The sequence below is a fragment of the Pseudonocardia sp. HH130629-09 genome (assembly GCF_001294645.1).
In the GTDB taxonomy this organism is placed as follows: domain Bacteria; phylum Actinomycetota; class Actinomycetes; order Mycobacteriales; family Pseudonocardiaceae; genus Pseudonocardia.
The window spans coordinates 615,962-637,290 of record NZ_CP011868.1; the positions used below are offsets into that span (position 1 = coordinate 615,962).

The following is a 21,329-nucleotide window of genomic DNA, read 5'->3' on the forward strand; positions in this document are numbered from 1 at the left end:
GGTCGCCCGTTCAGCCACGGGCCGTCGTCGCGGTCACGAGGTCCACGATCCGGGCGTTCGCCGCGGCCCGGGTGTGCCGGTCGTGCACCTCGTGGCCCTCGTCCGGGATGCGCAGCAGCTCCACCGGGGCGCCGCGTCCGGCCAGCGCCGCGTGGATCGCGAGCGCCTGGGACAGCGGGACGTTCGTGTCGTGCTCGCCGTGCACGACCAGCAGCGGCACGGCGATCCGGTCCGCCGTCCGCAGCGGGGACAGCTCCTCCAACAGCGCGCGGTCCCGGTCCGGGTGCCCGTACTCGGTCGTCGCGGGACCGCTGATCCAGGGCTCGGAGTCGGCGAAGAAGGCGGCCATGTCGGACATGCCGCACACGTCGACGCCGGCCCCGAACAGCTCCGGGAACCGGGTCAGCGCGGCGAGGGTGAGGAACCCGCCGTAGGACCGGCCGCCGACGACGATCCGGCGCGGGTCGACGTCGGGGACCCCGGCCAGGAGCCGGGTCGCGGCCCGCACGTCGGCGATCGACTCCGGCCGCAGCGGACCGTCGTCGAGCCGGGCGAAGGCCCGCCCCCGCCCGGAGGAGCCGCGCACGTTCGGCGTGAGCACGGTGACCCCGGCGGCGACCAGCGCGTGCAGCAGGGGCGCCCAGCCGGGCCGCTCCTCGGACTCGGGGCCGCCGTGCAGCCAGACGAACCCCACCCCTGTCGGCGACGACGGCCGGTGCAGCCACCCGGACAGCCGCAGCCCGTCCTCGGCGGGGAAGCCGACCGCCTCCGGGCGCGGCGGCCGGGGCGTCACCGGGGTCCCGCCGAGCAGCGGTGTGGCCGGGCGGGCGTCGAGCGGCAGCCGCACCACGTACGGCGGCACCCCCGGGGAGTGGCCCGCGACCAGCAGCGACACGCCGTCGCGGGCGAAGGTCACCCCGGTGACGACGTCGCACGGCGCCGGCAGCCGCTCCGGTCTCCCGCCGCGCAGGTCGGCGATCTCGACCTGGCTGCGCCCGCTGACGTTCCACACCAGCGCGGCCCGCGGGCCGCCCGGGTCCAGTGCCACGACCTCCAGGTCGGCGCCGGGCCGGACGGCGACCGGGCGCGCGGGGGACAGGCGGTGCTCGGCCGTGGGGCCGAGCGCGACGGCGAGCAGCGCGGCGTGCTCGCGGTCGGCGTCGGTGTGCACCCACAGTGTGCCGGGGGCGGAGCCGAAGCGGGCGGCGGCGGTCAGCGCACCGCTGGGCCCGCCGATCACCCGGTCCCGGGTGCCGCGGTGCAGGTCGACCAGCTCCAGGGCGCGCTCCCCGCGACGCCCGGTGCGCAGCACGACCCGACGGCCGTCCGCCGACACCGCCTGGACGACGGCCGCCTGCCCGGACCCGAGGACGGTGGAGGAGGCGTCACGCACGTCGACCAGGCAGGCGGTGCCGTCGCCCGGCTCGCTGCCGCGCGGTGTCGCGTCGGACAGCACGGTGACGCCGAGCGACCGTCCGGTCGGGGCCCAGGCCCCCAGCACGACGGCGGTGGCGTGCGTCGCGATCCCGACGGCCGGACCGCCGTCGGGGTCGAGCAGCGCCACCCGGGTGCGGTCGCCGCCGCACGGGGCGACCTGCACCGCGATCCGGCTGCCGTCGGGCGACCAGGACAGCGCCGTCACGTCGGCGTACGGGCCGGGCGCCGACAGCACCCGTGCCTCGTCCGGGTCGATGGGCCCGTCCGGCGGCAGCGTCGCGACGTGCACCCGTGGGCGCCCGGTGCGGTCGGAGATCCAGGCGATGCGGGTGCCGTCCGGGGACACCGCGGGGGAGTGGTGCCCGGGCGCGGCCCCGGCGCCGTCACGGTCGGGGACGGTCTGGGTGATCTGCCCGGTCTGCCCGGCCTCCACCGATCACACCCCCGGTTCTGCCCTCGTGTCCTGCGGTTCGCCTGGCCGGACGTCGAAACTACCCGGTGGGTCCGCGCCGGGTTCCACCTCACGTGCGCCGGACCGCTCGTGCAAGACCCACAGCGTTTCGGGGTGATGACGACCACTACGGCGAACGAGAGATTCATTCGTAGGTAAAACGAACAAACTCTGGACCGGGACGGGCTCCGGGAGCATGCTCGCCGGAGCCGGACCCCCACCTCCAGGAGCAGACGATGGCCGTCCCCGCCCCGACCCCCGCCGACAAGTTCTCCTTCGGACTGTGGACCGTCGGCTGGACCGCAGCCGACCCGTTCGGCTCGCCCACCCGCCCCGAGCTCGACGTCGTCGAGGCCGTCGAGGAGCTCGCCGCGCGCGGCGCGTGGGGCCTCACGTTCCACGACGACGACCTGTTCGGCTTCGCGCCGGACCCGGCCCACCGGGACCGGCAGATCGCACGCCTGCGGAAGGCGTGCGAGGCGACCGGCATGACCGTCCCGATGATCACCACCAACCTGTTCTCGCACCCGGTGTTCAAGGACGGCGGGTTCACCTCCAACGACCGCACCGTGCGGCGGCTCGCGCTGCGCAAGGTGCTGCACAACGTCGAGCTGGCCGCCGAGCTCGGTGCCCGCACCTTCGTCCTCTGGGGCGGACGGGAGGGCTCGGAGTACGACTCCGCGAAGGACGTCCGCGCCGCCCTGGACCGCTACCGCGAGGCCATGGACCTGCTCTGCGGGTACGTCCTGGAGCAGGGCCACGACATCCGGTTCGCGATCGAGCCCAAGCCGAACGAGCCCCGCGGCGACATCCTGCTGCCCACCGTCGGGCACGCCCTGGCCTTCGTCGAGCGGCTCGCCCACCCCGAGCTCGTCGGGGTCAACCCCGAGGTCGGGCACGAGCAGATGGCCGGGCTCAACATGGCCCACGGCGTCGCCCAGGCGTTGTGGGCCGGGAAGCTGTTCCACATCGACCTGAACGGTCAGCGCGGCATCAAGTACGACCAGGACCTGGTGTTCGGCCACGGTGACCTGCTCAACGCCTTCGCGCTGGTCGACCTGCTCGAGACCGCGGGTTACGACGGCCCCCGCCACTTCGACTACAAGCCCTCGCGCACCGAGGACCGCCGTGGCGTGTGGGACTCCGCCGAGGCGAACATGCGGACCTACCTGCTGCTGCGCGAGCGGGCGGCCGCGTTCCGGGCCGACCCCGAGGTCGTCGCCGCGCTCGCCGCGGCCGGGGTGCCCGCGCTGTCCGAGCCGACGCTGGGGGGCGGGGAGACCGCGGCGGACCTGCTCGCCGACCCGGCGCTGGACACGGTCGACCCGGACGCGTTCGGCCGTCGCGGGTACGGCTTCGTCCGGCTGCACCAGCTCGTGGTGGAGCACCTCGCCGGAGCACGATGACCTCCGTGCCCGACCGACCGGCTCCCCGTCCCCAGGCCCTGCCTGCGCGTCCCCCGACGGTGCGCCGGCACAACCTCGGGCTGCTGCTGGGAGTGCTGCGGACGGCCCCGTCGTCGCGGGCGTCGCTCGCTGCGGCGACCGGGCTGACCCGCGGGACCGTCGCGGGGCTGCTGGACCCGCTGGTCGCCGCGGGGGTGCTCGCGGAGGGGGAGCCGGACCGGAGCGGGGTCGGGCGGCCCGGGACGCCGCTGGCGTTCGCCGGCACCGGGCCCGTCGTGCTGGCCGTGTCGGTCGAGGTCGACGGCGTCGACGCGCTGGTCACCGGCCTGGACGGGCAGGTGGTGCGTCGGTCGCGCCGGCGCCGGGACCACCGCGGCCTCGACCCGGAGGCGGTGTTCGGGCGGGCCGCTCGGACCGTGGCGACCCTGGCCGCGCGCACCGGACGCCCGGTGGCCGGGGCCGGGATCGCCGTCCCCGGACCGGTGCACGGCTCCGACGGCGCGGCGGTGCTGCTGCGGGCCCCGAACCTGCCCCGGCTCGACGGCTGCCGCCCCGCCGAGCACGCCGACGCGCTCTGCGCGGTGCCGCTGCTCGTCGGCAACGAGGCCTCGCTCGGCGCGCTCGCGCACCTGGGCCAGGCCGACGACTTCGTCTACGTCTCCGCCGACGTCGGGATCGGCGGCGGGATCGTCGTCGACGGGCGGGTGCTGCCCGGTGCCCGCGGCGTCGCCGGGGAGATCGGGCACGTCGTGATCGAGCGCGACGGGCGGCGCTGCGGCTGCGGTGGCACCGGCTGCGTCGAGGTCTACGCGGGTCTGCCCGCCCTGCTCGGCGACGCGGGCGTCGCCGACGTCGCCGCGCTGCGGACCGCCGCCCGCGCGGGGGACCCGGCCGCGACGGGGGCGCTGGCCCGGGCCGGCACCGCGCTCGGGACGGCGCTGACGTCGGTGCTCCACGTCGTCGACGTCGGCACCGTCGTCCTCGGCGGCAGCTACGCCGAGCTGGGCACCTGGCTGGCGCCCGCGGTGCGGGCGGAGCTCGTGCGTCGCGGGGTCGCGACCGGGCCGGACGTCGCGGTGGTCGTGTCCCCGCACGGCCGCGCGGCCACCGTCACCGGTACCGCCCGCGCGGTCGCCGACCGGGTGCTGGGCGAGCCGGACCTGCTGCTCGCCGGCTGAACCTGCCTCAGGCCAGTACCCAGGTGTCCTTCGCCCCGCCGCCGCGCGAGGAGTTCACGATCATCCCGCCGGGCGGGGCGACCCGCGACAGCGCCGCGGGCAGCACGTCGACCTCGGGCACTCCGCCGGCGCCGGGCGACTGCACCGCGAAGACCCGCAGGTCGACGGCCTGGGGCTGCAGGGCGCCGTCGGTGAACGTGGGGTGGGTGGAGATCCCGACGAGGTCCTGGGCGACCCAGCCGGCCGGGGTGGCCCGGATCGCCTCGGCCACCCGGTCCAGCTCGGCCCGACCGGCGTACGGGCCGATCACGATCCCGGCGCCGCCGTAGCCGTCGACGGGTTTGAGCACCAGCTGGTCGAGCCGGTCCAGCACCTGCTCACGGGCCGCCGGGTCGACGCAGGGCAGCGTCGGCACCGAAGCCAGCACGGGCTTCTCGCCGAGGTAGTAGCGGATCATCTCCGGTACGTAGGCGTAGACCAGCTTGTCGTCGGCGACGCCGTTGCCGGGCGCGTTGCGCAGCGCGACCCGTCCACGGGCCATCGCCGCCCACAGCGCGCGACCGAGCGGCCGGTGGTCGGCGCCGCGGGCGGTGGCGAGCTCGTTCTCGTCCATCCGACGGTAGAGGGTGGTGATCCGGCGCCGCCGCCCGCCGCCGACGAGGAACACCGCGCCGTCGGTGACCTGCAGCCGCGCGGGGGTCACCAGCGGGACGTCCATCGCCTCGGCGAGCAGCTGGTGCTCGAAGAACGCCGGGTCCACCTCGCCCGCGGTCAGCAGCGCGGCCTCCCCGTCGGGCCCGTCGGGGTCGCCCGCCGCGAGCGCGGCGCGCAGCCGTTCCGGCACGTCGTCGAGGTGGCGGACCTCCGACGGCGACTCCAGGTCGGGCAGCACGCTGCGGATCAGCCGCCGGCTCATCATCGAGAACCCGATGCCCGACGGGACCCGCAGGTTGTCCTCCAGCACGACCCAGCCGTCGGCGTCGTCGCGGACCAGGTCGATGCCGCCGACGGCGATCCGGACGGCGTCCGGGGGCACCAGCGCGCCGGAGCGGGTGCGACCGGGGGCCTGCTCGACCACCGACCCCGGGACGACCCGGTCCCGCACGATCTCGCGGCGGCCGTAGACGTCGCGGACGAAGCACTCCAGCGCCCGGATCCGCTGCTCCAGCCCGGACGCCAGGTGCGCCCAGTCCTGGGCCTCGATGATCCGTGGCACCAGGTCCAGCGGGAACAGCCGCTCGCCGTCGTCGCCGGGCTCGACGCCGGGAACCGGGAAGGTCACCCCGCGGGCGCGCTGCTCGGTGCGCAGGGCGGCTTCCGCCGCGGCCAGGCCGCGCGGGCCGAGCCGCTCCAGCGACCGGAACAGCCAGCCGTAGCCGGGCCGGACGGCGCCGGTCGCGTCGACGGCCTCGTCGTAGCGGGGTGGGACGTAACCGTGCAGCAGCTCCGGCGCGGACGGCACGGTCTCCGCGGGGGCCGACGGCGGCCGCTCGCCGTGCGTGCGTGCCAGCAGGTCGTCGACGACGTCGGCCAGCGAGCCGCGTCGCCCGAAGGCCCGCCGCTGCGCCGCCGCGCCCGACCCGCGGGCCAGGACGCCCTCGGCGAGCTCGGCGACCTGGTCGTGGTCGCCGACCTCCTCCAGCCACGGCCGCAGCTCCTCGACCAGCCCGCGTAGCTGCATCGACGGGGAGCTCAGCGTCGGGGGACCGCCGGGGGCCCGGCCGATGTCGACGAGGTCGCCCTCCAGCCCGGACCGTGCGGCCCGCCACCCGGCCGCGCGCAGTAGCTCGTACCGGGCGCGGGGCAGCGGCCTGCTCGCCTCGGTGTCGGTGCGGGCGCGGGCGACCAGGGCACGGAACAGTCCCGCGACCAGCACGACGTCGTCGACGTCGGGGCAGGCGTCGCACAGCCGCAGCTCGACGGTCGGCAGGTGCGCGCTGGGGCGGACGTCGAAGTAGAGCATCCCGGCGTCGCTGATCGTCCCGGACGCGATGAGCTCGTCGATCATCGCGTCGTACTCGGCGGCGGTGGTGACGTCACCGGGCGGTCCCGCGGTGGGCCAGCGCTGCCAGATCATGCTGCGGTAACTGGCGTAGCCGGTGTCGTGGCCGCGCCAGTACGGCGAGCTGGCGGTGATCGCGAGCAGGGTCGGCAGCGCGGGCGCGACCCGGCGCGAGACCTGCACGGCGGTGTCGCGGTCGGGGACGTCGACGTGCACCTGCACCCCGCAGATGTGCTGCTCGCGCACCAGCATCTGGTACTCGTGCTGCATCCGCTCGTAGCGGGCACCGGCCGAGATGTCGTCGCCGGACAGGTCGACCAGCGGCACCGTCCCGGCCGCGACGACACCCAGCCCCAGCGGCTCGGCGGCCTCGCGCAGCCGGTTGCGCAGGCGTCGCACGTGGGCGCGCAGGTCGTCCAGCGACGGGGTCGCGGGCGAGTTGGTCTCGACCAGCGACCGTTGCAGCTCGGGGAAGAACTCCGCCCCGTCCAGGTGCTCCAGCAACCGTTCCGCGTCGGGCGCGGCCCGGCGGTCGGCCAGGCCGACCACGTGGAACTCCTCCTCGACCCCCACCAGCGGCACGTTCCCCACGGCCGGTGACGCTAGGTGGCTCCTGTTACGTCCGTGTGTCCCGCGGCGATCACGCCCGACACTGCGTCGGCTGCTGGTCCGGACGGCGGTACCGGATCATCTGTCCGGACCAGTTCCCACTAGGTGTTGTCGCTAGCGTGTCCGGATCCGCCGACCCCACGGAGCCGCCATGACCGCCGGCAGCCGGGCGCGGGCCCTGGTCGCCCTGGTCCAAGTGCTCGGGCTCGCCGTGTGGTTCTCCGCGTCCGCGGTGCTGCCCGAGCTGCGCGCCGAGTGGAACCTGTCCGCGACGGCCGGGGTCTGGCTGACGACGTCGGTGCAGCTCGGGTTCGCCGCAGGCGCGGTGGTCTCGGCGGTGCTGACCCTCGCCGACCGGGTCCCGCCGCAGCGGTTGCTCGCGGCCGGCGCGGCCGCGGCCGCTGCGTGCACGCTGCTGCTCGCCGCCGTCGTCGACGGGCCGGTGGCGGCGCTGGTGCTGCGGACGCTGACCGGGGTGTGTCTCGCGCTCGTCTACCCGGTCGGCATGAAGATCATGACGTCCTGGTCGGACCGGTCGCGCCGGGCCCGCGACCTCGGCGTGCTGGTCGGCGCGCTGACCGTCGGGTCGGCGCTGCCGCACCTGATCGGTGGGCTGCCGGGGCTGCCGTGGCGCGGGGTGCTCGCCGGCGCCGCGCTGTGCGGGCTCGCGGCGGCCGCGTTGGCCCACTGGTGCCTGCGTCCCGGACCGGCGCTCGCCCCGGCCCCGCCCCCGGACACCGGCTACGCGCTGCGGCTGCTCCGGGAGCCCGGCCCGCGGCTGGTCGTGCTCGGCTACCTCGGGCACATGTGGGAGCTGTACGCGCTCTGGACCTGGCTGGGCGCCGCACTTGCCGGTGGCGACCCCGGCCCATCGGATCACCTGCTGGTGTTCGTGGCGGCCGGGCTGGGCGGCGCCGCCGGCTGCGTGCTGGGCGGCCGCGCCGCGGACAGCTACGGACGTGTCCCGGTGATCGCGACGGCGCTGCTGGTCAGCGGCGTCTGCTGCCTGGCGTCCCCGCTCGTGATCGGCGCGGCGCCCCTGCTGGTGAGCGCGTTCTGCGTGCTGTGGGGCGCGGCCGCCGTCGCCGACTCCGCGGTCCTGACGACGGCGACCATCGAGATCGCCGATCCCCGCTACACCGGCACCGCCCTGACCGTGCAGACCGCGCTGGGGTTCCTGCTCACCGTCGCCGGGATCGCGACGGTCACGGTGGCCGCGGCCGCGGTCGGATGGCAGGCGGCGCTCGTGGTGCTCGCCGTCGGCCCGGCGCTGGGACTGCCCGCGGTGCTCGCACTGCGCCGGCACCTGCCTGCCGTGCCGCCCCTTCGGTCACCCTCTCGGCGGGCCGGGCCGTGGACCTTCCGGTGGACCTGCCGACGGTCGAGCTCCCCCGGATCGCGACGGACGACCACCCGACCGCACCGCTGCCCCTGGTCGTGGCCGGGCCGCCGACCGTGGAGCTGTACCGCCTGCGCCGGGCGGCGGGCGTGGAACCCGACCCGTCCGGTGTCGCCGGCCGCGTCGCGCGCGTGCTGTCCGACCGGTCCCGGGGCGCCGCCCCACCGGCCGCTGTCCAGGCGGTCGCTGCCAAGCCGAACGCTGCCCAGCCGAACGCTCGCCGGCTCGACGGCGTCCCGCCCGACACGGCTCCGTCGGCCGCCCGCCGATCGGGGCTCGGCACCGGCCCGGCTCCGCGCCGGCGGGACCGACCGGACGGGTGACCCCGGAGCATCGGCGGGACGCGGCGGCCACCCGGGATCGTGGCGCCGGGCCGGAACCCGCAACGGACCGCACCCGGCCGGTCGTGCAGGGATTCGCTTACTCGGTAAGCGAATCCACTCGAGGGGCGCCGTCACCCGAGGTCGGCGACCCCGAGCGGTGATGACCGGCTCCCGGCTCCCTGCTCCCGGCTCCTGCGGCGTGGTCGGCAGACCCTTGTTGTGCGAGTTCGCTTACCGGGTAAGCGAACTCGTAGACGGGGCGTCCGGAACCTCGGCATCGGAAACCTCGGCAGCTCGGGCGATCCGCAGCAGGTCCGCGTGCTGCGCTGCCGCCTCGTCGGGTGTCATCGGGTCGCCGTGCCCGGGCACGAACACCCGGGTGGCGACGGCCGAGGGTGCCGTGCCGACGTCGAGCAGCAGCCCCACGGCGGCCGCCCAGTCCCGGCGGTAGGCGTCCGGCCCGAACGACGGCGGCGCTCCGTTCTCCAGCAGGTCCCCGGCGAAGAGCACGCCCGTGTCGGGGACGTGCACCGCCAGGTCGTGTCCGGTGTGGGCGGGGCCGGGATGCACGAGCTGTACGACGCGTCCGCCCAGGTCGACCGGGTGCACCGAGCCGGCGCGGGGACAGACGGGGCGGTCGGGGAGCACCGGGACGGTGGCGGCGAGCGCGTCGGCCGTCGCGGCGGCGGTCGAGCCGCCTGTGTCGCCGGAGCCGCGGGTGTCCCCGTCCCCGGTGTCGGCGGTGTCTCCGGAGTCGCGGTAGTGCCGGACCCAGTGGGCGCGCTGCGCGGCGGCCGTCGCCAGGAGCGCGCCGGCGCAGCCGGCCTGGGCGTACACCGGGGCGCCGGGGAACGCGGCGGTGCCGAAGCAGTGGTCGAAGTGTGCGTGGGTGAGGGCCACGACGACCGGCAGTGCGGTCACCGCACGCACCGCGGCGGCGAGCTCGGCGCCCTGGGCGGTGTCGCCGCGGGTGTCGATCACCAGCGCCGCGGAGGTGCCGAGCACGAGGCCGGTGGTCAGATCCAGCTCGTCGTGCCGGCGAGCGAGCACACCGTCGGCGAGCTCCACCCAGCGCCCGTCCGCCGGCTGCGCGTCCGACCGCTGCCCGTCCATCCGGTGATCCTCGCGCTCAGACCGCGATCGCGGCGGACCGGCCCAGGGCGTCGGTTCCCGGGCCGAGCACCTCCGCGGTCCCGCGGGCCACCCGCTCGGCCGTCCAGGCACAGGCCAGTGCGTCGAGGACGTCGTCGAGCCGGGCGGCGGTGGGCAGGTCACCGAGCGACGCGGCGGAGGGGACCCACTCCGACAGCGCCGCGACCCGCTGGCCCGCCCCGCGCGCGGTCTTCTTCGACGCGAACGCCACCGCCGGTGCCATCGTGCGGAACGACAGCTCCGGGTGCGTCTCGACCACCGACGACGGCAGCCGCACCCGCTGGAACTCCCGGATCTTGTCGACGATGTACCAGGTCTGGAGGCTGATCTTCTTCCCCGTGACGGCCCGGGCGGTGGCACAGGCCTCCTCGTAGGTCTGCGCGTCGAGCACCGGAGCGGGCGGGGTGGGGAACAGCGAGGACCGCGCCCGGCCCAGCCGCGCCGACGCGAGGACCTCGGCCTCGCGCCGCTGCGCACCGGCCGGGACCGACAACGGGATGTCGACCCCCACGGCGTCGCACCCGGCCGTCGCGGCCAGCACCGACGCCGCGTCGGGGACCACCGTCCACCTCACCTCACGTGCTGCTCCGCTGCCGGAGAGCACGCACACCACCCAGCCACCCGGGACCCCGTCCACGCCGCCGATCCGCATGGGGGAGGATCGTGCCCCGTGCGCGTCTACCTGGGCAGTGACCACGCCGGTTTCGAGGTCAAGGGCAAGCTCGTCGAGTACCTGACCGAGAAGGGGATCGAGGCGATCGACGTCGGAGCGCCGACCTACGACGCCCTCGACGACTACCCCGCCTGGTGCATCGAGACCGCGCGGCGCGTGGTCGAGGACCCCACGTCCCTCGGCATCGTGCTCGGCGGATCCGGCAACGGCGAGCAGATCGCCGCCAACAAGGTGCAGGGCATCCGCGCCGCGCTGGCGTGGAACGAGGCCACCGCCACCCTCGCCCGCGAGCACAACGACGCCCAGATCATCGGCATCGGCGCGCGGCAGCACTCGTTCACCGAGGTCGTCGCGATCGTCGACGCCTTCATCGCCACCCCGTTCTCCGGCGACGCGCGCCACCAGCGCCGCATCGACCAGGTCCTGGACTACGAGCGGACCGGGAAGATCGAGCTCCCCGCCTCCTGATCCCGCGTCCTGACCCGGAGCCGAGATGCCCGAGGGACACACGCTGCATCGGCTGGCCCGGCTGCACCGGAAGCTGTTCGTCCGCCGGCCGGTCGGCGTCTCCAGCCCGCAGGGCCGCTTCGCCGCCTCCGCGGCACTGCTCGACGGCGAGGTGATGACCGGCGCCGAGGCGCACGGCAAGCACCTGTTCCACCGCTACGGCCGCGACCGCGTCGTGCACGTCCACCTCGGGCTGTACGGCACGTTCGTCGAACGGCCGCTGCCCGCGCCGGAACCGGTCGGGCAGCTGCGGATGCGGCTGGTGGGGCAGACCCACTACGCCGACCTGCGCGGCCCGACCGCCTGCGAGCTCCTCACCTCGGCCGAGGCCCGCGCGCTGCGGGCCCGGCTGGGTGCGGACCCGCTGCGTCCCGACGCCGACCCGGACACGGTCTGGGCCCGGATCTCGGCCTCGCGCAGCCCGCTCGCGACGTTGCTGATGGACCAGAAGGTGCTCGCCGGCGTCGGGAACGTCTACCGAGCCGAGGTCCTGTTCCGGCACGGCCTGGACCCGCAGCTCCCGGGCCGGGCGCTGGACCGGGAGACGTGGGACGCGATGTGGGCCGACCTGGTCGTGCTCATGCGTGACGGCGTGCGGACCGGCCGCATCGACACCGTCCGCCCCGAGCACGACCCGCGCCGCCGCGGACAGCCCGGGCGCACCGACCGGCACGGCGGGGAGGTCTACGTCTACCGCCGCGCCGAGATGGACTGCCTCGTCTGCGGGACGCCGGTGCGGCACGCCGAGCACCAGAACCGCAACCTGTTCTGGTGCCCGCGCTGCCAACCGGCAGCCGTCTAGGGTGGCGGCCTAGGGTGGCGGCCGTGGTGGAGCAGAAGCCGATCGAGTGCTGGATGACCGACATGGACGGCGTCCTCGTCCGCGAGGGCACCATCGTCCCGGGGGCGGACACCCTGTTGTCGCGGCTGCGCGACAAGGGCGTCCCGTTCCTGGTCCTGACCAACAACAGCATCCACACCCCCCGCGACCTGCGCTACCGGCTGCAGGCCACCGGCCTCGACGTGCCGGAGGAGTCGATCTGGACCTCCGCGCTCGCCACGGCCGCGTTCCTCGGGGAGCAGCGCCCACAGGGCAGCGCCTACGTGATCGGCGAGGCCGGGCTGACCACCGCCCTGCACGACATCGGCTACGTCATCACCGACCGCAACCCCGACTACGTGGTGCTCGGCGAGACCCGCACCTACAGCTTCTCCTCGATCGCCACCGCGATGCGCCTGGTCGAGCAGGGCTCCCGGTTCGTCGCCACCAACCCCGACGCGACCGGCCCGTCGCCCGAGGGCATCCTCCCGGCGACCGGCTCGGTCGCCGCGATGATCTCCAAGGCGACCGGGGTCGACCCCTACTTCGTCGGCAAGCCGAACCCGCTGATGATGCGGGCCGCGCTCAACCGGCTCGGTGCGCACTCGGAGTCCACGGTCATGATCGGCGACCGGATGGACACCGACATCCTCGCCGGGCTGGAGGCCGGGATGCGCACGGTGCTGGTGCTCTCGGGGATCACCAAGGAGCACGAGATCGACCGGTTCCCGTTCCGCCCGAACCGGGTCGTCTCCTCGGTCGCGGACCTGATCGACGACGTCTGACCTGCGGGGTTGCGAACTACACCGATGTGGTTCACCCTCGAACGCATGTACGGAGAACTGGTGTCCTGGCAGCGGTGCGCCGCCTGCGGCGCGGAGGCCGAGCTCCCCGGTGACGAGGCGGCGGGCGTCGCCGTCCCGTGCCCGGACTGTCCCGGCTCGATGACCGAGGAGTTCAGCTGGGACGCGGTCGCGGCCTGAGCGACCCGCTCAGATCTTGAACCCCAGCGCGCTGGGCTCGCCCCGGCGCAGCGCCGCGACGTGCTCGACGACCGTGGTCAGCGAGTGCAGGTCGTGGCCGTTGCGCATGGCCGAGACCAACGCGCGCTCGGCGGCCTCGATGCCCTCGGCGGTCTCGACGACCTCGGCGAGCCGGTCCGGCGCGGCGATGAGCAGCCCGTCGTCGTCGCCGCACACCAGGTCGCCCGGGCTCACGACGAGCCCGCCGAACGACACCATCTCGTCGACGGTGCCGGGGTCGCTCGTGCTGCCCGACGCCGGGCATGTCCCGCGGGCGAACACCGGCAGCCCGATCCCGCGCAGCCCACGGATGTCGCGGACCAGCCCGTCGACGACGATCCCGGCCAGCCCGCGCCGCTTCGCCTCGGTCGCGAACAGCTCACCGGACACGGCGCGGTGACCACCGGCCCCGGCGACGACGAGCACCGAGCCCGGGCGGGCCGCGGACAGCGCCGCGAACATCGGCAGGTGGTCGTCCACACACGAGACCGTCACCGCGGGGCCGGCCATCGACACGTCCAGGACCAGGGCCCGGATCGCCGGGTCCACCACGGGCAGCGACTTGTCGGCGTCGCAGAGGGAGGACACCTGCAGCTCGCGCAGACGGTCGAGGAGATCGGGCATGGTCGTCATCCTGTCGCACCTCCCGCCGTTGCGCGTCGTCGAGCGTCGGCGGCGCGCGCGGCGATCTCCGAGCGGCGCACCTTCCCGGCGTCGTCGCGCAGCGGGTGGTCGACGACGTCGATGCTCCGTGGCTGTTTCGCCCTGCTCAGGCGTCCGTCGAGGAACTCGCGGAGATCGTTCTCGACGCCCGGTTCGGCCTGCACCACGGCGTGCAGGACGTGCCCGTAGTCGTCGTCGGGCAGCCCGACGACGACGGCGTCGCGCACCCCGGGGTGCGCGGTCAGCGCGGCCTCGACCTCGGCCGGGTACACGTTCGCGCCGCCGACGAGGATCATGTCCGAACGTCGGTCGGCCAGGTACAGATAGCCGTCGGCGTCCAGCGAGCCCATGTCGCCGAGTGACTCCCAGCCGTCCCGCTCGCGCGCGGAGGCACCCAGGTAGTGGTACGTCGGCGCCCCGCCGGACCGCATCCAGATCTCGCCGGTCACGCCGGGGCCGAGCTCGCGGCCGTCGTCGTCGCGGACGGTGATCTCGCCGCGGGTGACCCGTCCGACCGAACCCGGGTGGGCCAGCCAGTCGCGGCCGTCGATCGCGGTACCGGCCTGGGACTCGGTGCCGGAGTAGATCTCGAGCACCGTCTCCGCGCCGACCCGGTCGATCCAGCCGCGCTTGACCTCCGGCGGGCAGGGCGCGCCGACGTGCAGCACGGTCCGCAGGGTGCCGACGTCGCAGGCGGCCCAGTCGGCGTCGGGCAACCGCAGCATCCGGCTCATCATGGTCGGCACCGCGTAGAGCCAGGTCACGCCGTACGCGGGGATCATCCACAGTGCCCGGGCGGCGTCGAACCGGCCCATGAGCACGACGTGGTGGCCCTGCAGCAACGCCATCAGCGTGAACATGAACGGGGCGTTGTGGTGCAGCGGTGCGGTGCAGCCGAACACGCCGTCGCGGTCGATCCGCAGCCCGTCGACGCGGGCCAGGACCTGTTCGACGCAGGCTGCCTGACCGGCGACGATCACCTTCGGCGTGCCGGTCGACCCACCCGAGGTGGGTGCCTTCCAGCTCGGCCCGATCACGTCGGGGAGCGGGCCGTCGGCGTACCCGTCGGCGTCGACCGGGGTGTCGACGACGAGCGCCGGCGCGGCGACGGCGAGCACCGCGTCGCGCTCGGCGGCGGGCAGCCGGGCCGACAGCGGCTGGGGCACCGCACCGATCTTCCACACCGCGACCGAGCACTCGAGGTGCGCTGCGGTGTTCGGCAGCGCGATCGACACCAGGTCCCCGCACCGGACCCCGCGGTCGGCGAACGCCCTGGCCAGGCGGTTGGTACGGGCGTCGAACCCCGCGCGGGTGCGCACCACGCCGGTGCCGTCGGGGCTGTCCTCGGTGACCAGCGGGCGGTCCGGGGCGGCGGCGACGAGCTCGCGCAGCCGGGCCGCGAGCGCGGTGGCACCGGAGGGCACCACGGGCTCGGGGAACCGCGGCCCGGTGACGCGCGCGTTCACGCGGTACTCCCGGCCTCGTCGTCGTCGGCGGCCGGGCCGAGCCGCTCGTCGTCGGGAACCGGCCCGCGGGCCGGCACGGAGCGCGCGCTCGTCGTCGCCGGGCTGGTGATCCGGCCGCGGATCGAGGAGAGCTCCGTCCTGGTCGCGATGTGGTCGGCGGGCACCACGGCGCGGTTCCCGCTCGCCGGGCTGCTGCCCGGCTCGTCCAGTGCCTCGCGCTCCGCGGAGGACTCCCAGCTCATGCCGCCGAGCGGGCCGATCGCGCGCACGGGTGATCCTAGTGTCCGTCGTGGACGGGATCGGAGGTCCTGCGCGGGCCCCGGTTCCGGTCGGTGTGGACGCCCGCGGTGGCCAGCGCGACCCGGCGGCGCGCCGCCGCCGGGTCGTCACCGAAGTGGTCGACCGCCCAGGCCGTGGCCGTGATCAGCTCGAGGAGCGCCCCGGCGGTGACGCCCGGATCGGCCGAGCCCTCGGCCCGGGCGCGGTCGAGGAGCTCCCCGGTGCGCGCGCCGAGCCGGGCACAGATCGCCTGCAGCGGGGAGTCCGGTGCATTCAGGGCGGCGGCGACGTAGGTCGGCAGGTCGTGCCAGGTCCGCAGGTGCCATGCGAGCCGGAAGCACCACTCGCGCAGCGGGTCGGCGGCAGCGGGTGCGGCGTCGAGGTCGGCCGAGGTGTCGAGCAGGTCGGACATGCTGTCCTCGACGACAGCGGCCAGCAGGTCGTCACGGGTGGGGAAGTTGCGGTAGAGCGTCGCGTTGCCCACCCCTGCCGCGGTCGCGATGCCGTCGGTCGGGGCCCGGAGGCCCTCGGCCTCGAACACCTGCCGCGCCGCAGCGACGATCGCTGCGCGGTTGCGCCGGGCGTCCGCCCGCGGTGGACGCGACCGTACCGGGGGCATGGGGCCGCCTCCTTGCACAAGTGGGGAATGTCCCCATATCTTCGAAGTGGGGACATTCCCCACTTCGTACCGGATCTGATCGCCACGGTACGGAACGATCGCGATCCGGAGGAACCATGAGCACGACACCCGACACGATGCGGGTCGTCGAGTACGACCGACACGGCGGCCCCGAGGTCCTGGTGGTCCGGGAGGCACGTGTCCCCCGGCCCGCAGCGGGGGAGGTTCTGGTGCGGGTCGCCGCGGCGTCGGCCAGCAACGGGGAGAACCTGACGCGCGGCGGGGAGCTGCGGGAGATGGTGGGAGCTACGCTGCCGGGACGGGTGGGGATCGACTTCTCCGGTGTCGTCGCCGCGGTCACCGACGGCGTCGGGCTGCGGGTGGGCGAACCGGTCTGGGGGCTCACCCCGCACTGGGTCCCCGGGTCCATGGCGGAGTTCGTCGCCGTGCCGGCCGAGCAGGTGTCCCGGGCCCCGGCCGGGCTCGACCTCCTCGACGCCGCCGCGGCACCCGCGGTCGGGACGACCGCGGCACACGCCCTGCGCGACGTCGCACGGGTGCAGCCGGGGGAGCGGCTGCTCGTCCGCGGGGCCAGTGGCGGTGTCGGGAGCGTCGCGGTGCAGATCGGCCGCGCGTGGGGGGGGGCACGTCACCGCGCTGGCCGGTACCGCGCACCAGGAGTGGGTGCAGGGGCTCGGCGCCGACGTCGTCCTCGACTACCGCGCCACGGATGTCGGGGACCTGCGCGCGCTGCCGCCGTTCGACGTCGTCGTCGACCTCGTCGGGACCGAACCGGCCGCGCTCTACGATCTGCTGGGTCCCGGCGGACGGTTGGTGCCGCTCGGTGTGGACGCCGCCGACCCACTCGGCGGCCTGCGCGCGACCGCAGACCTGGCCGAGCGCCATCCCGGCCGGGTGCTCCCGTTCAGCAACGACGCACGGTCCGACGAGCTCGGGGCGTTCGCCGAACTCGTCGAGAAGGGCGTGGTCCGGGTGCCGGTCCAGGCACGCTTCGCCCTGGACGACGTCGCCGCGGCCTACCGGCGGGTCGAGGCGGGCGGAATCCGCGGCAAGGTCGTCGTGGTGGTCGACCGGTCCTGAGCGGGACGCGGCCGCCCGACCCGATGGGCCCCGCGGTTCGCCGACATCGCGGGCGACCTCGCCGAACGCCAGTCCGGTCGGGCGTGGCCGCCCGCGACGCGATCTTCGGCCTGCGGTCCCCGACCGCCGGTCCGGGCGGCACCGGCCACACCCCGCCGACGTGGCCGGTGCCGCGCACCGTGCAGCTGCTGAACCGGCCGCCCGGGGCAGGCTCAGCCGCCGGCCCCGGCCCGGGCGATGTAGTCGATCATCGCCTGGTCCGGGCCACCCGCCACGGTCACCTCCCCGGAGTTCTCCTCCCGCAGCCGGTACAGCTGCCGGCGCAACGACTCGTCGCCGTGGTGGAAGGCCGCCAGCAGCTCCGACCACCGCGCCGCGAGCGCCTGCACGCGCGGCTCCGACGGGTCGGTGCCGGTGTCCATCTCGGCCCGGACGGCGGCGATCAGCCCCGGCCACGCGGCCGCGGTCGTCTCGCCCTCGGCACGTCGCGCCCGGAGTGCGGCGACCTGCTCGGGAGTGAAGTACTGCGCGAAGGTGTCGTTCACCCTGCTCACCTCGTCGATCATCATCAACACGTCCGACGGGTCGGGGTCCGGCGCCTCCCGGAGCCGGTCGACGACCGCCGCGAGCGTGCCCCGCAGGGCGTGCAGCGCGGCCAGTCTTGCGTCGACCTGGTTCAGGTGCGCGGTGAGGACCTCGGCAAAGGACCCCGACGACAGCAGCTCACCGATGGCGTCCAGCGGCAGCCCCAGCTCCCGCAGAGCGACCACCTGGTAGACGCTGCGGACGTCCTGGTCGTCGTAGACCCGGTGGCCCGAGGACGTCCGTGCCGACGGCACGACCAGTCCCCGCTCCTCCCAGTGGTGCAGGGTGCGCACCGTCAGCCCGGTCGCCCGGGCCAGCTCGCCGACCTTCACCCCGTGCCCCTCCCCGTCGCACCGCCACGTCGTGGCGGCATGATGGACGGTGCCGCCTCACGTCGCGTGAGGTGCAAGCCCCGACCGGCACCGTTCTGCCGCGACACGCCGGACCCGGCGACACGCCGGTCACGAGTTCACCCCCGCGGGTGGTGGGGTCCCGTCCACGAGCCGGGCATCCCGTGACGCTTCGCGTCCGTCGCCCCGTCCGTGGGGACGGAGGGTATCCGGCGTCCAGGGCGAACCCGTTCCGTCCGGTTCACACCACACGTTCGGTACCCGTGGTGACCGTGTCACCCGGTGGTGTCGTTCGCGTATCCCCGCCGGTGAGCACCTGCCTACTGTCCGCTTGCCGTGACGCACAGGCGTCCCGGTGGTGCTCACGGGAATCGTGAGGCACGTCCGTCCCACCGGACACGATCGGGGAGAACGACATGCGCAGGAAGCTCGCGGTCACCGGCGTCGCCGTCATCGCCACCATGGTGGCCTTCAGCCCGCTGGCGTCGGCTGCGCCCGCGCCGAAGGACGACGACGGTGACTCCTTCGTCCAGGACGTCGGCAACACCAGGGGCGACCAGTTCGGCCTGGTGAACCTGGACGACGTCAACGTGCTCAACAACGCGAACATCTGCCCGGGCGTCAACGCGACCCTGGGCAACGTCCTCGGGATCCTCGGTGGCGGCGCGGCCCAGACCCGGGACAACCCCACGAAGTGTGACTGACCCGCACACGCCTCCGCCCCCTGCATCCCGCCGCCACGGGGTGCAGGGGCGGTTCCGTGCGGGCGTAGGATCAGTGGAAGACGTAGTCCGACGGCTCGACACGGCGGGTGCGCTCGTCGTACTCGCGCATGTAGCCGGGCCAGTTGGTGACGATCCGCCCGGTGTCGTCGCGGTACCAGGAGTCGCACCGGGTCCACGCGGTGCCGGGGAACCGGGCCTGGATCTCCTCGTCGTAGGCCCGCTCGACCTCGGGGCGGACCTCCACGCCGGACGCGCCGCGCCGGGCCGCCTCCTGCAGGGCCTCGCGGACGTAGCGGACCTGGTGCTCCAGGTACCGGATGATCGAGCCGCCCGAGGTGTTGGTGTTGGGGCCGTAGAGCACGAACAGCGACGGGAACCCGGGCACGGTCATCCCCAGGTAGGCGTGCGCGCCGTCGGACCACTCGGTGCGCAGCGACCGCCCACCCGGACCACTGATCTCCATCGGGAACATGAAGTCGGTCGCCGCGAAGCCGGTGCCCCAGATGATCGTGTCGACCTCGTGCAGCGTGCCATCCTCGGTGCGCACCCCGGTCGGCTCGATCGCGGCGATCCGCGACGTCTCGACCTCGACGTTGGGCCGCTGCAGCGCGGGCAGCCAGTGCGAGCTGAACAGGATGCGCTTGCAGCCGAAGGTGTAGTCCGGCCAGACCTTGCGGCGGACCTCCGGGTCGCGCAGCTGGGCCCGCATGAACAACGTCGACCAGAGCCGCCCCAGCCGTCCCCAGGTGGCGGGGTGGCGGATCATCAGCGTCAGCGTCTCGCAGTACTCGGTGATGAACCGACGGCGCGCGGCCTGCAGGCCGGGCACCCGGGCGATCGCGGCCCGCCACCACGCCGGGAACTTCCGGTTCCGCCGCGGCAGGAACCAGTTCCCGGACCGCTGGAACACCGTCATGTGCCCCACCTCGGGGGCGATCGCCGGCACGAACTGCACGGCGCTGGCGCCGGTCCCGATCACGGCGACGCGGCGTCCGCGCAGGTCGTGGTCGTGGTCCCAGCGCGCGGAGTGGAACATCGTCCCGGTGAAGGAGTCGACGCCGGGCAGGTCGGGGGAGACCGGCCGGTTGAGCTGCCCGGTCGCGACGATCAGCACGTCGCAGGTCCAGGTGCGGCCCTCGTCCGCGGTGACCGTCCACGGTCCGTCGGCCTCGTCGCGGCGGGCGTCGACGATCCGCACACCGGCCTGCACCACCTCGTCGATCCCGAACTCGGCGGCGACGCCGCGCAGGTAGGCCAGGATCTCCGGCTGCGGTGAGCAGAGCCGCGACCAGTCAGTGCGCTGGGCGAACGAGTACGAGTACAGGTGGCTGGGGACGTCGCAGGCTGCGCCCGGATAGGTGTTGTGCAGCCACGTGCCGCCGATGCCGTCGGCGGCGTCGACGATCGTGACGTCGCGGATGCCGTGGGCGCGCAGCTCGATCGCAGCAGCGATGCCACCGAATCCGGCGCCGACGATGAGAACGCTCGGTGCGTGCATGGGACCTCCCTGTCGCCGCCGGTCACGGTAACGATCGCCCGCGGGGCCCCGGAGGCCCGCCCCGGCCCGCGCGGGCCGTCTGCCACCTCACATTCCGGACACGTGCGGGGCGGCGCGGATCGGAGCACAGTGGAGGGTGAGAGGCCGACACCGGGCCGGCCTGGAACGGAGCACAGTGATGAGCACCGTCGTCGTCGGCGTGGACGGATCGGACGCGGCCCTGGACGCCGTCGCCTGGGCGGCCCGCGAGGCCGCCACCCGGCACGCCGACCTGCTGCTCGTACAGGCCTTCGACGTGGCCCGCCTCTACGCCGACGCCGTCGTCGCGCCCCTGCTCGACGACGTCGAGACCTCGATCCGCGAGGAGTCCCGCGCGACCCTCGACGCGGCCCGGCACACCGCCGCGCAGGCCGCACCCGAGGTCGCGGTCGACCTCGCGGAGGACCGGCGGGCGCCGTCGACGGCGCTGGTCGAACGGTCCGCCACGGCCGAGCTGCTGGTGCTCGGGTCCGCCGGGCGCGGTGCGATGGGCACCGCGCTGGGATCGGTGACCCTGGCGGTGGCCTCGCACGCCCAGTGCCCGGTCGTCGTCGTGCGCGGCACCTCGTCGGAGGGGCCGGTGCTGGTCGGCGTCGACGGTGGTCCGCTGTCCGACGCGGCCCTGGAGCACGCCTTCGCCGCAGCCTCCGAGCACGGCACCGGCCTGGTCGCCCTGTACGCCTGGCACGACGGCCGTTCCCCGGCATTGCGTGCCGCCGGGGTCTTCGACCGGCTGCGCGACGCCGAGGAGCGCGCGCTCGCCGAGCGGCTCGCGGGCTGGTCGGAGCGCTATCCCGACGTCGCCGTGGAGCGGGTGATCGAGCGCGAGGAGCCGGGGCGGGCGCTGGCCCGGCGCAGTGGTGCGGCGCGGCTGGTCGTCGTCGCCACCCGGGGTCGTGGCGGGTTCACCGGGCTGCTGCTGGGGTCGACCGGTTTGGCCCTGGTCCAGCGTGCGGACTGCCCGGTGATGCTGGTCGGTCCGGCCGCCGCGACGTGAGCGCGGCGCCCCGCGTCGGGTGCTCTCC

General features: G+C 75.0%; 19 protein-coding genes and 2 pseudogenes. 11 read left to right on the plus strand and 10 right to left on the minus strand.

The window, feature by feature from the left end; genetic code table 11:
- Positions 1–10: 10 nt before the first annotated feature.
- A complete protein-coding gene (locus tag XF36_RS02920) occupies positions 11–1,870 on the minus strand; it encodes a S9 family peptidase (protein WP_060710789.1) in 1,860 nt (619 codons plus the stop codon).
- A 254-nt stretch (positions 1,871–2,124) separates the two neighbouring features.
- Between XF36_RS02920 and xylA the strand changes: the two genes are divergently transcribed.
- Positions 2,125–3,294, plus strand: a complete 1,170-nt coding sequence (xylA, locus tag XF36_RS02925) for a xylose isomerase (protein WP_060710790.1) — start codon at positions 2,125–2,127, stop codon at positions 3,292–3,294.
- A gap of 5 nt (positions 3,295–3,299) precedes the next feature.
- On the plus strand, positions 3,300–4,472 hold the full coding sequence (locus XF36_RS02930; RefSeq protein WP_168169450.1) for an ROK family protein: 1,173 nt from the start codon (positions 3,300–3,302) through the stop codon (positions 4,470–4,472).
- Positions 4,473–4,479: 7 nt separating this feature from the next.
- Here XF36_RS02930 and XF36_RS02935 read toward each other — a convergent pair whose 3' ends face one another.
- Positions 4,480–7,065, minus strand: a complete 2,586-nt coding sequence (locus XF36_RS02935) for a carboxylate--amine ligase/circularly permuted type 2 ATP-grasp protein (protein WP_060710792.1) — start codon at positions 7,063–7,065, stop codon at positions 4,480–4,482.
- Between the two features lie 169 nt (positions 7,066–7,234).
- On the opposite strand from XF36_RS02935, the pseudogene XF36_RS29900 reads away from it, so the two are divergent.
- Positions 7,235–8,296 (plus strand): annotated as a pseudogene (locus XF36_RS29900) (MFS transporter); the annotation flags it as partial.
- A gap of 740 nt (positions 8,297–9,036) precedes the next feature.
- Here XF36_RS29900 and XF36_RS02940 read toward each other — a convergent pair.
- Together XF36_RS02940 and XF36_RS02945 are read right to left on the minus strand one after the other, a co-directional pair.
- On the minus strand, positions 9,037–9,918 hold the full coding sequence (locus XF36_RS02940) for an MBL fold metallo-hydrolase (RefSeq protein WP_060710793.1): 882 nt from the start codon (positions 9,916–9,918) through the stop codon (positions 9,037–9,039).
- Between the two features lie 16 nt (positions 9,919–9,934).
- Positions 9,935–10,609: a DUF429 domain-containing protein gene (locus tag XF36_RS02945; protein ID WP_060710794.1), complete on the minus strand. Its 675-nt coding sequence runs from the start codon at positions 10,607–10,609 to the stop codon at positions 9,935–9,937.
- An 18-nt stretch (positions 10,610–10,627) separates the two neighbouring features.
- On the opposite strand from XF36_RS02945, the gene XF36_RS02950 reads away from it, so the two are divergent.
- The 4 genes from XF36_RS02950 to XF36_RS32115 all read left to right on the plus strand — a co-directional run bounded on the left by XF36_RS02950 (position 10,628) and on the right by XF36_RS32115 (position 12,940).
- A complete protein-coding gene (locus tag XF36_RS02950; RefSeq protein WP_020626091.1) occupies positions 10,628–11,098 on the plus strand; it encodes a ribose-5-phosphate isomerase in 471 nt (156 codons plus the stop codon).
- Between the two features lie 25 nt (positions 11,099–11,123).
- Positions 11,124–11,939, plus strand: a complete 816-nt coding sequence (locus tag XF36_RS02955) for an Fpg/Nei family DNA glycosylase (RefSeq protein ID WP_060710795.1) — start codon at positions 11,124–11,126, stop codon at positions 11,937–11,939.
- Between the two features lie 62 nt (positions 11,940–12,001).
- Positions 12,002–12,742, plus strand: coding sequence for an HAD-IIA family hydrolase (locus XF36_RS02960; protein WP_198932332.1), 741 nt, complete (start codon positions 12,002–12,004; stop codon positions 12,740–12,742).
- Between the two features lie 45 nt (positions 12,743–12,787).
- Complete coding sequence (locus XF36_RS32115; RefSeq protein ID WP_168169451.1) at positions 12,788–12,940, plus strand: hypothetical protein; 153 nt, start codon at positions 12,788–12,790, stop codon at positions 12,938–12,940.
- A 9-nt stretch (positions 12,941–12,949) separates the two neighbouring features.
- On the opposite strand, the gene XF36_RS02965 is transcribed toward XF36_RS32115, so the two are convergent.
- The 4 genes from XF36_RS02965 to XF36_RS02980 are packed head-to-tail and all read right to left on the minus strand — an operon-like array spanning position 12,950 to position 16,006.
- Positions 12,950–13,612 carry an RraA family protein gene (locus XF36_RS02965; RefSeq protein ID WP_060710796.1) on the minus strand — a complete coding sequence of 221 codons (663 nt, stop codon included), beginning with the start codon at positions 13,610–13,612 and terminating at the stop codon, positions 12,950–12,952.
- Positions 13,609–15,108, minus strand: a complete 1,500-nt coding sequence (locus XF36_RS02970) for an AMP-binding protein (protein WP_060710797.1) — start codon at positions 15,106–15,108, stop codon at positions 13,609–13,611. Before XF36_RS02970 ends, XF36_RS02965 begins: the two co-directional genes overlap by 4 nt.
- Positions 15,105–15,377: a hypothetical protein gene (locus XF36_RS02975; RefSeq protein WP_060710798.1), complete on the minus strand. Its 273-nt coding sequence runs from the start codon at positions 15,375–15,377 to the stop codon at positions 15,105–15,107. Before XF36_RS02975 ends, XF36_RS02970 begins: the two co-directional genes overlap by 4 nt.
- Positions 15,378–15,385: 8 nt before the next feature.
- Positions 15,386–16,006: a TetR/AcrR family transcriptional regulator gene (locus XF36_RS02980; protein ID WP_060710799.1), complete on the minus strand. Its 621-nt coding sequence runs from the start codon at positions 16,004–16,006 to the stop codon at positions 15,386–15,388.
- Between the two features lie 137 nt (positions 16,007–16,143).
- Here XF36_RS02980 and XF36_RS35425 point away from each other — a divergent pair.
- Together XF36_RS35425 and XF36_RS33610 are read left to right on the plus strand one after the other, a co-directional pair.
- Positions 16,144–16,422, plus strand: a pseudogene (locus XF36_RS35425) (alcohol dehydrogenase catalytic domain-containing protein); the annotation flags it as partial.
- Positions 16,423–16,690: 268 nt separating this feature from the next.
- Positions 16,691–17,107, plus strand: a complete 417-nt coding sequence (locus XF36_RS33610) for a zinc-binding dehydrogenase (protein ID WP_238589082.1) — start codon at positions 16,691–16,693, stop codon at positions 17,105–17,107.
- A gap of 212 nt (positions 17,108–17,319) precedes the next feature.
- On the opposite strand, the gene XF36_RS02990 is transcribed toward XF36_RS33610, so the two are convergent.
- Positions 17,320–18,024 (minus strand): MerR family transcriptional regulator, encoded by a 705-nt coding sequence (locus XF36_RS02990; protein ID WP_060710801.1) that lies wholly within the window; start codon positions 18,022–18,024, stop codon positions 17,320–17,322.
- Between the two features lie 434 nt (positions 18,025–18,458).
- On the opposite strand from XF36_RS02990, the gene XF36_RS02995 reads away from it, so the two are divergent.
- Entirely contained in the window at positions 18,459–18,746 is a 288-nt protein-coding gene (locus XF36_RS02995) for a hypothetical protein (RefSeq protein ID WP_060710802.1), read from the plus strand.
- Positions 18,747–18,816: 70 nt separating this feature from the next.
- Here the strand turns inward: XF36_RS02995 and XF36_RS03000 are convergent, their stop codons facing one another.
- The gene (locus tag XF36_RS03000) at positions 18,817–20,265 is read right to left on the minus strand and encodes a flavin-containing monooxygenase (RefSeq protein ID WP_060710803.1); all 1,449 of its coding nucleotides are present in this window, start codon (positions 20,263–20,265) and stop codon (positions 18,817–18,819) included.
- A gap of 178 nt (positions 20,266–20,443) precedes the next feature.
- On the opposite strand from XF36_RS03000, the gene XF36_RS03005 reads away from it, so the two are divergent.
- A complete protein-coding gene (locus XF36_RS03005) occupies positions 20,444–21,301 on the plus strand; it encodes a universal stress protein (RefSeq protein WP_060710804.1) in 858 nt (285 codons plus the stop codon).
- Positions 21,302–21,329 lie beyond the last annotated feature (28 nt).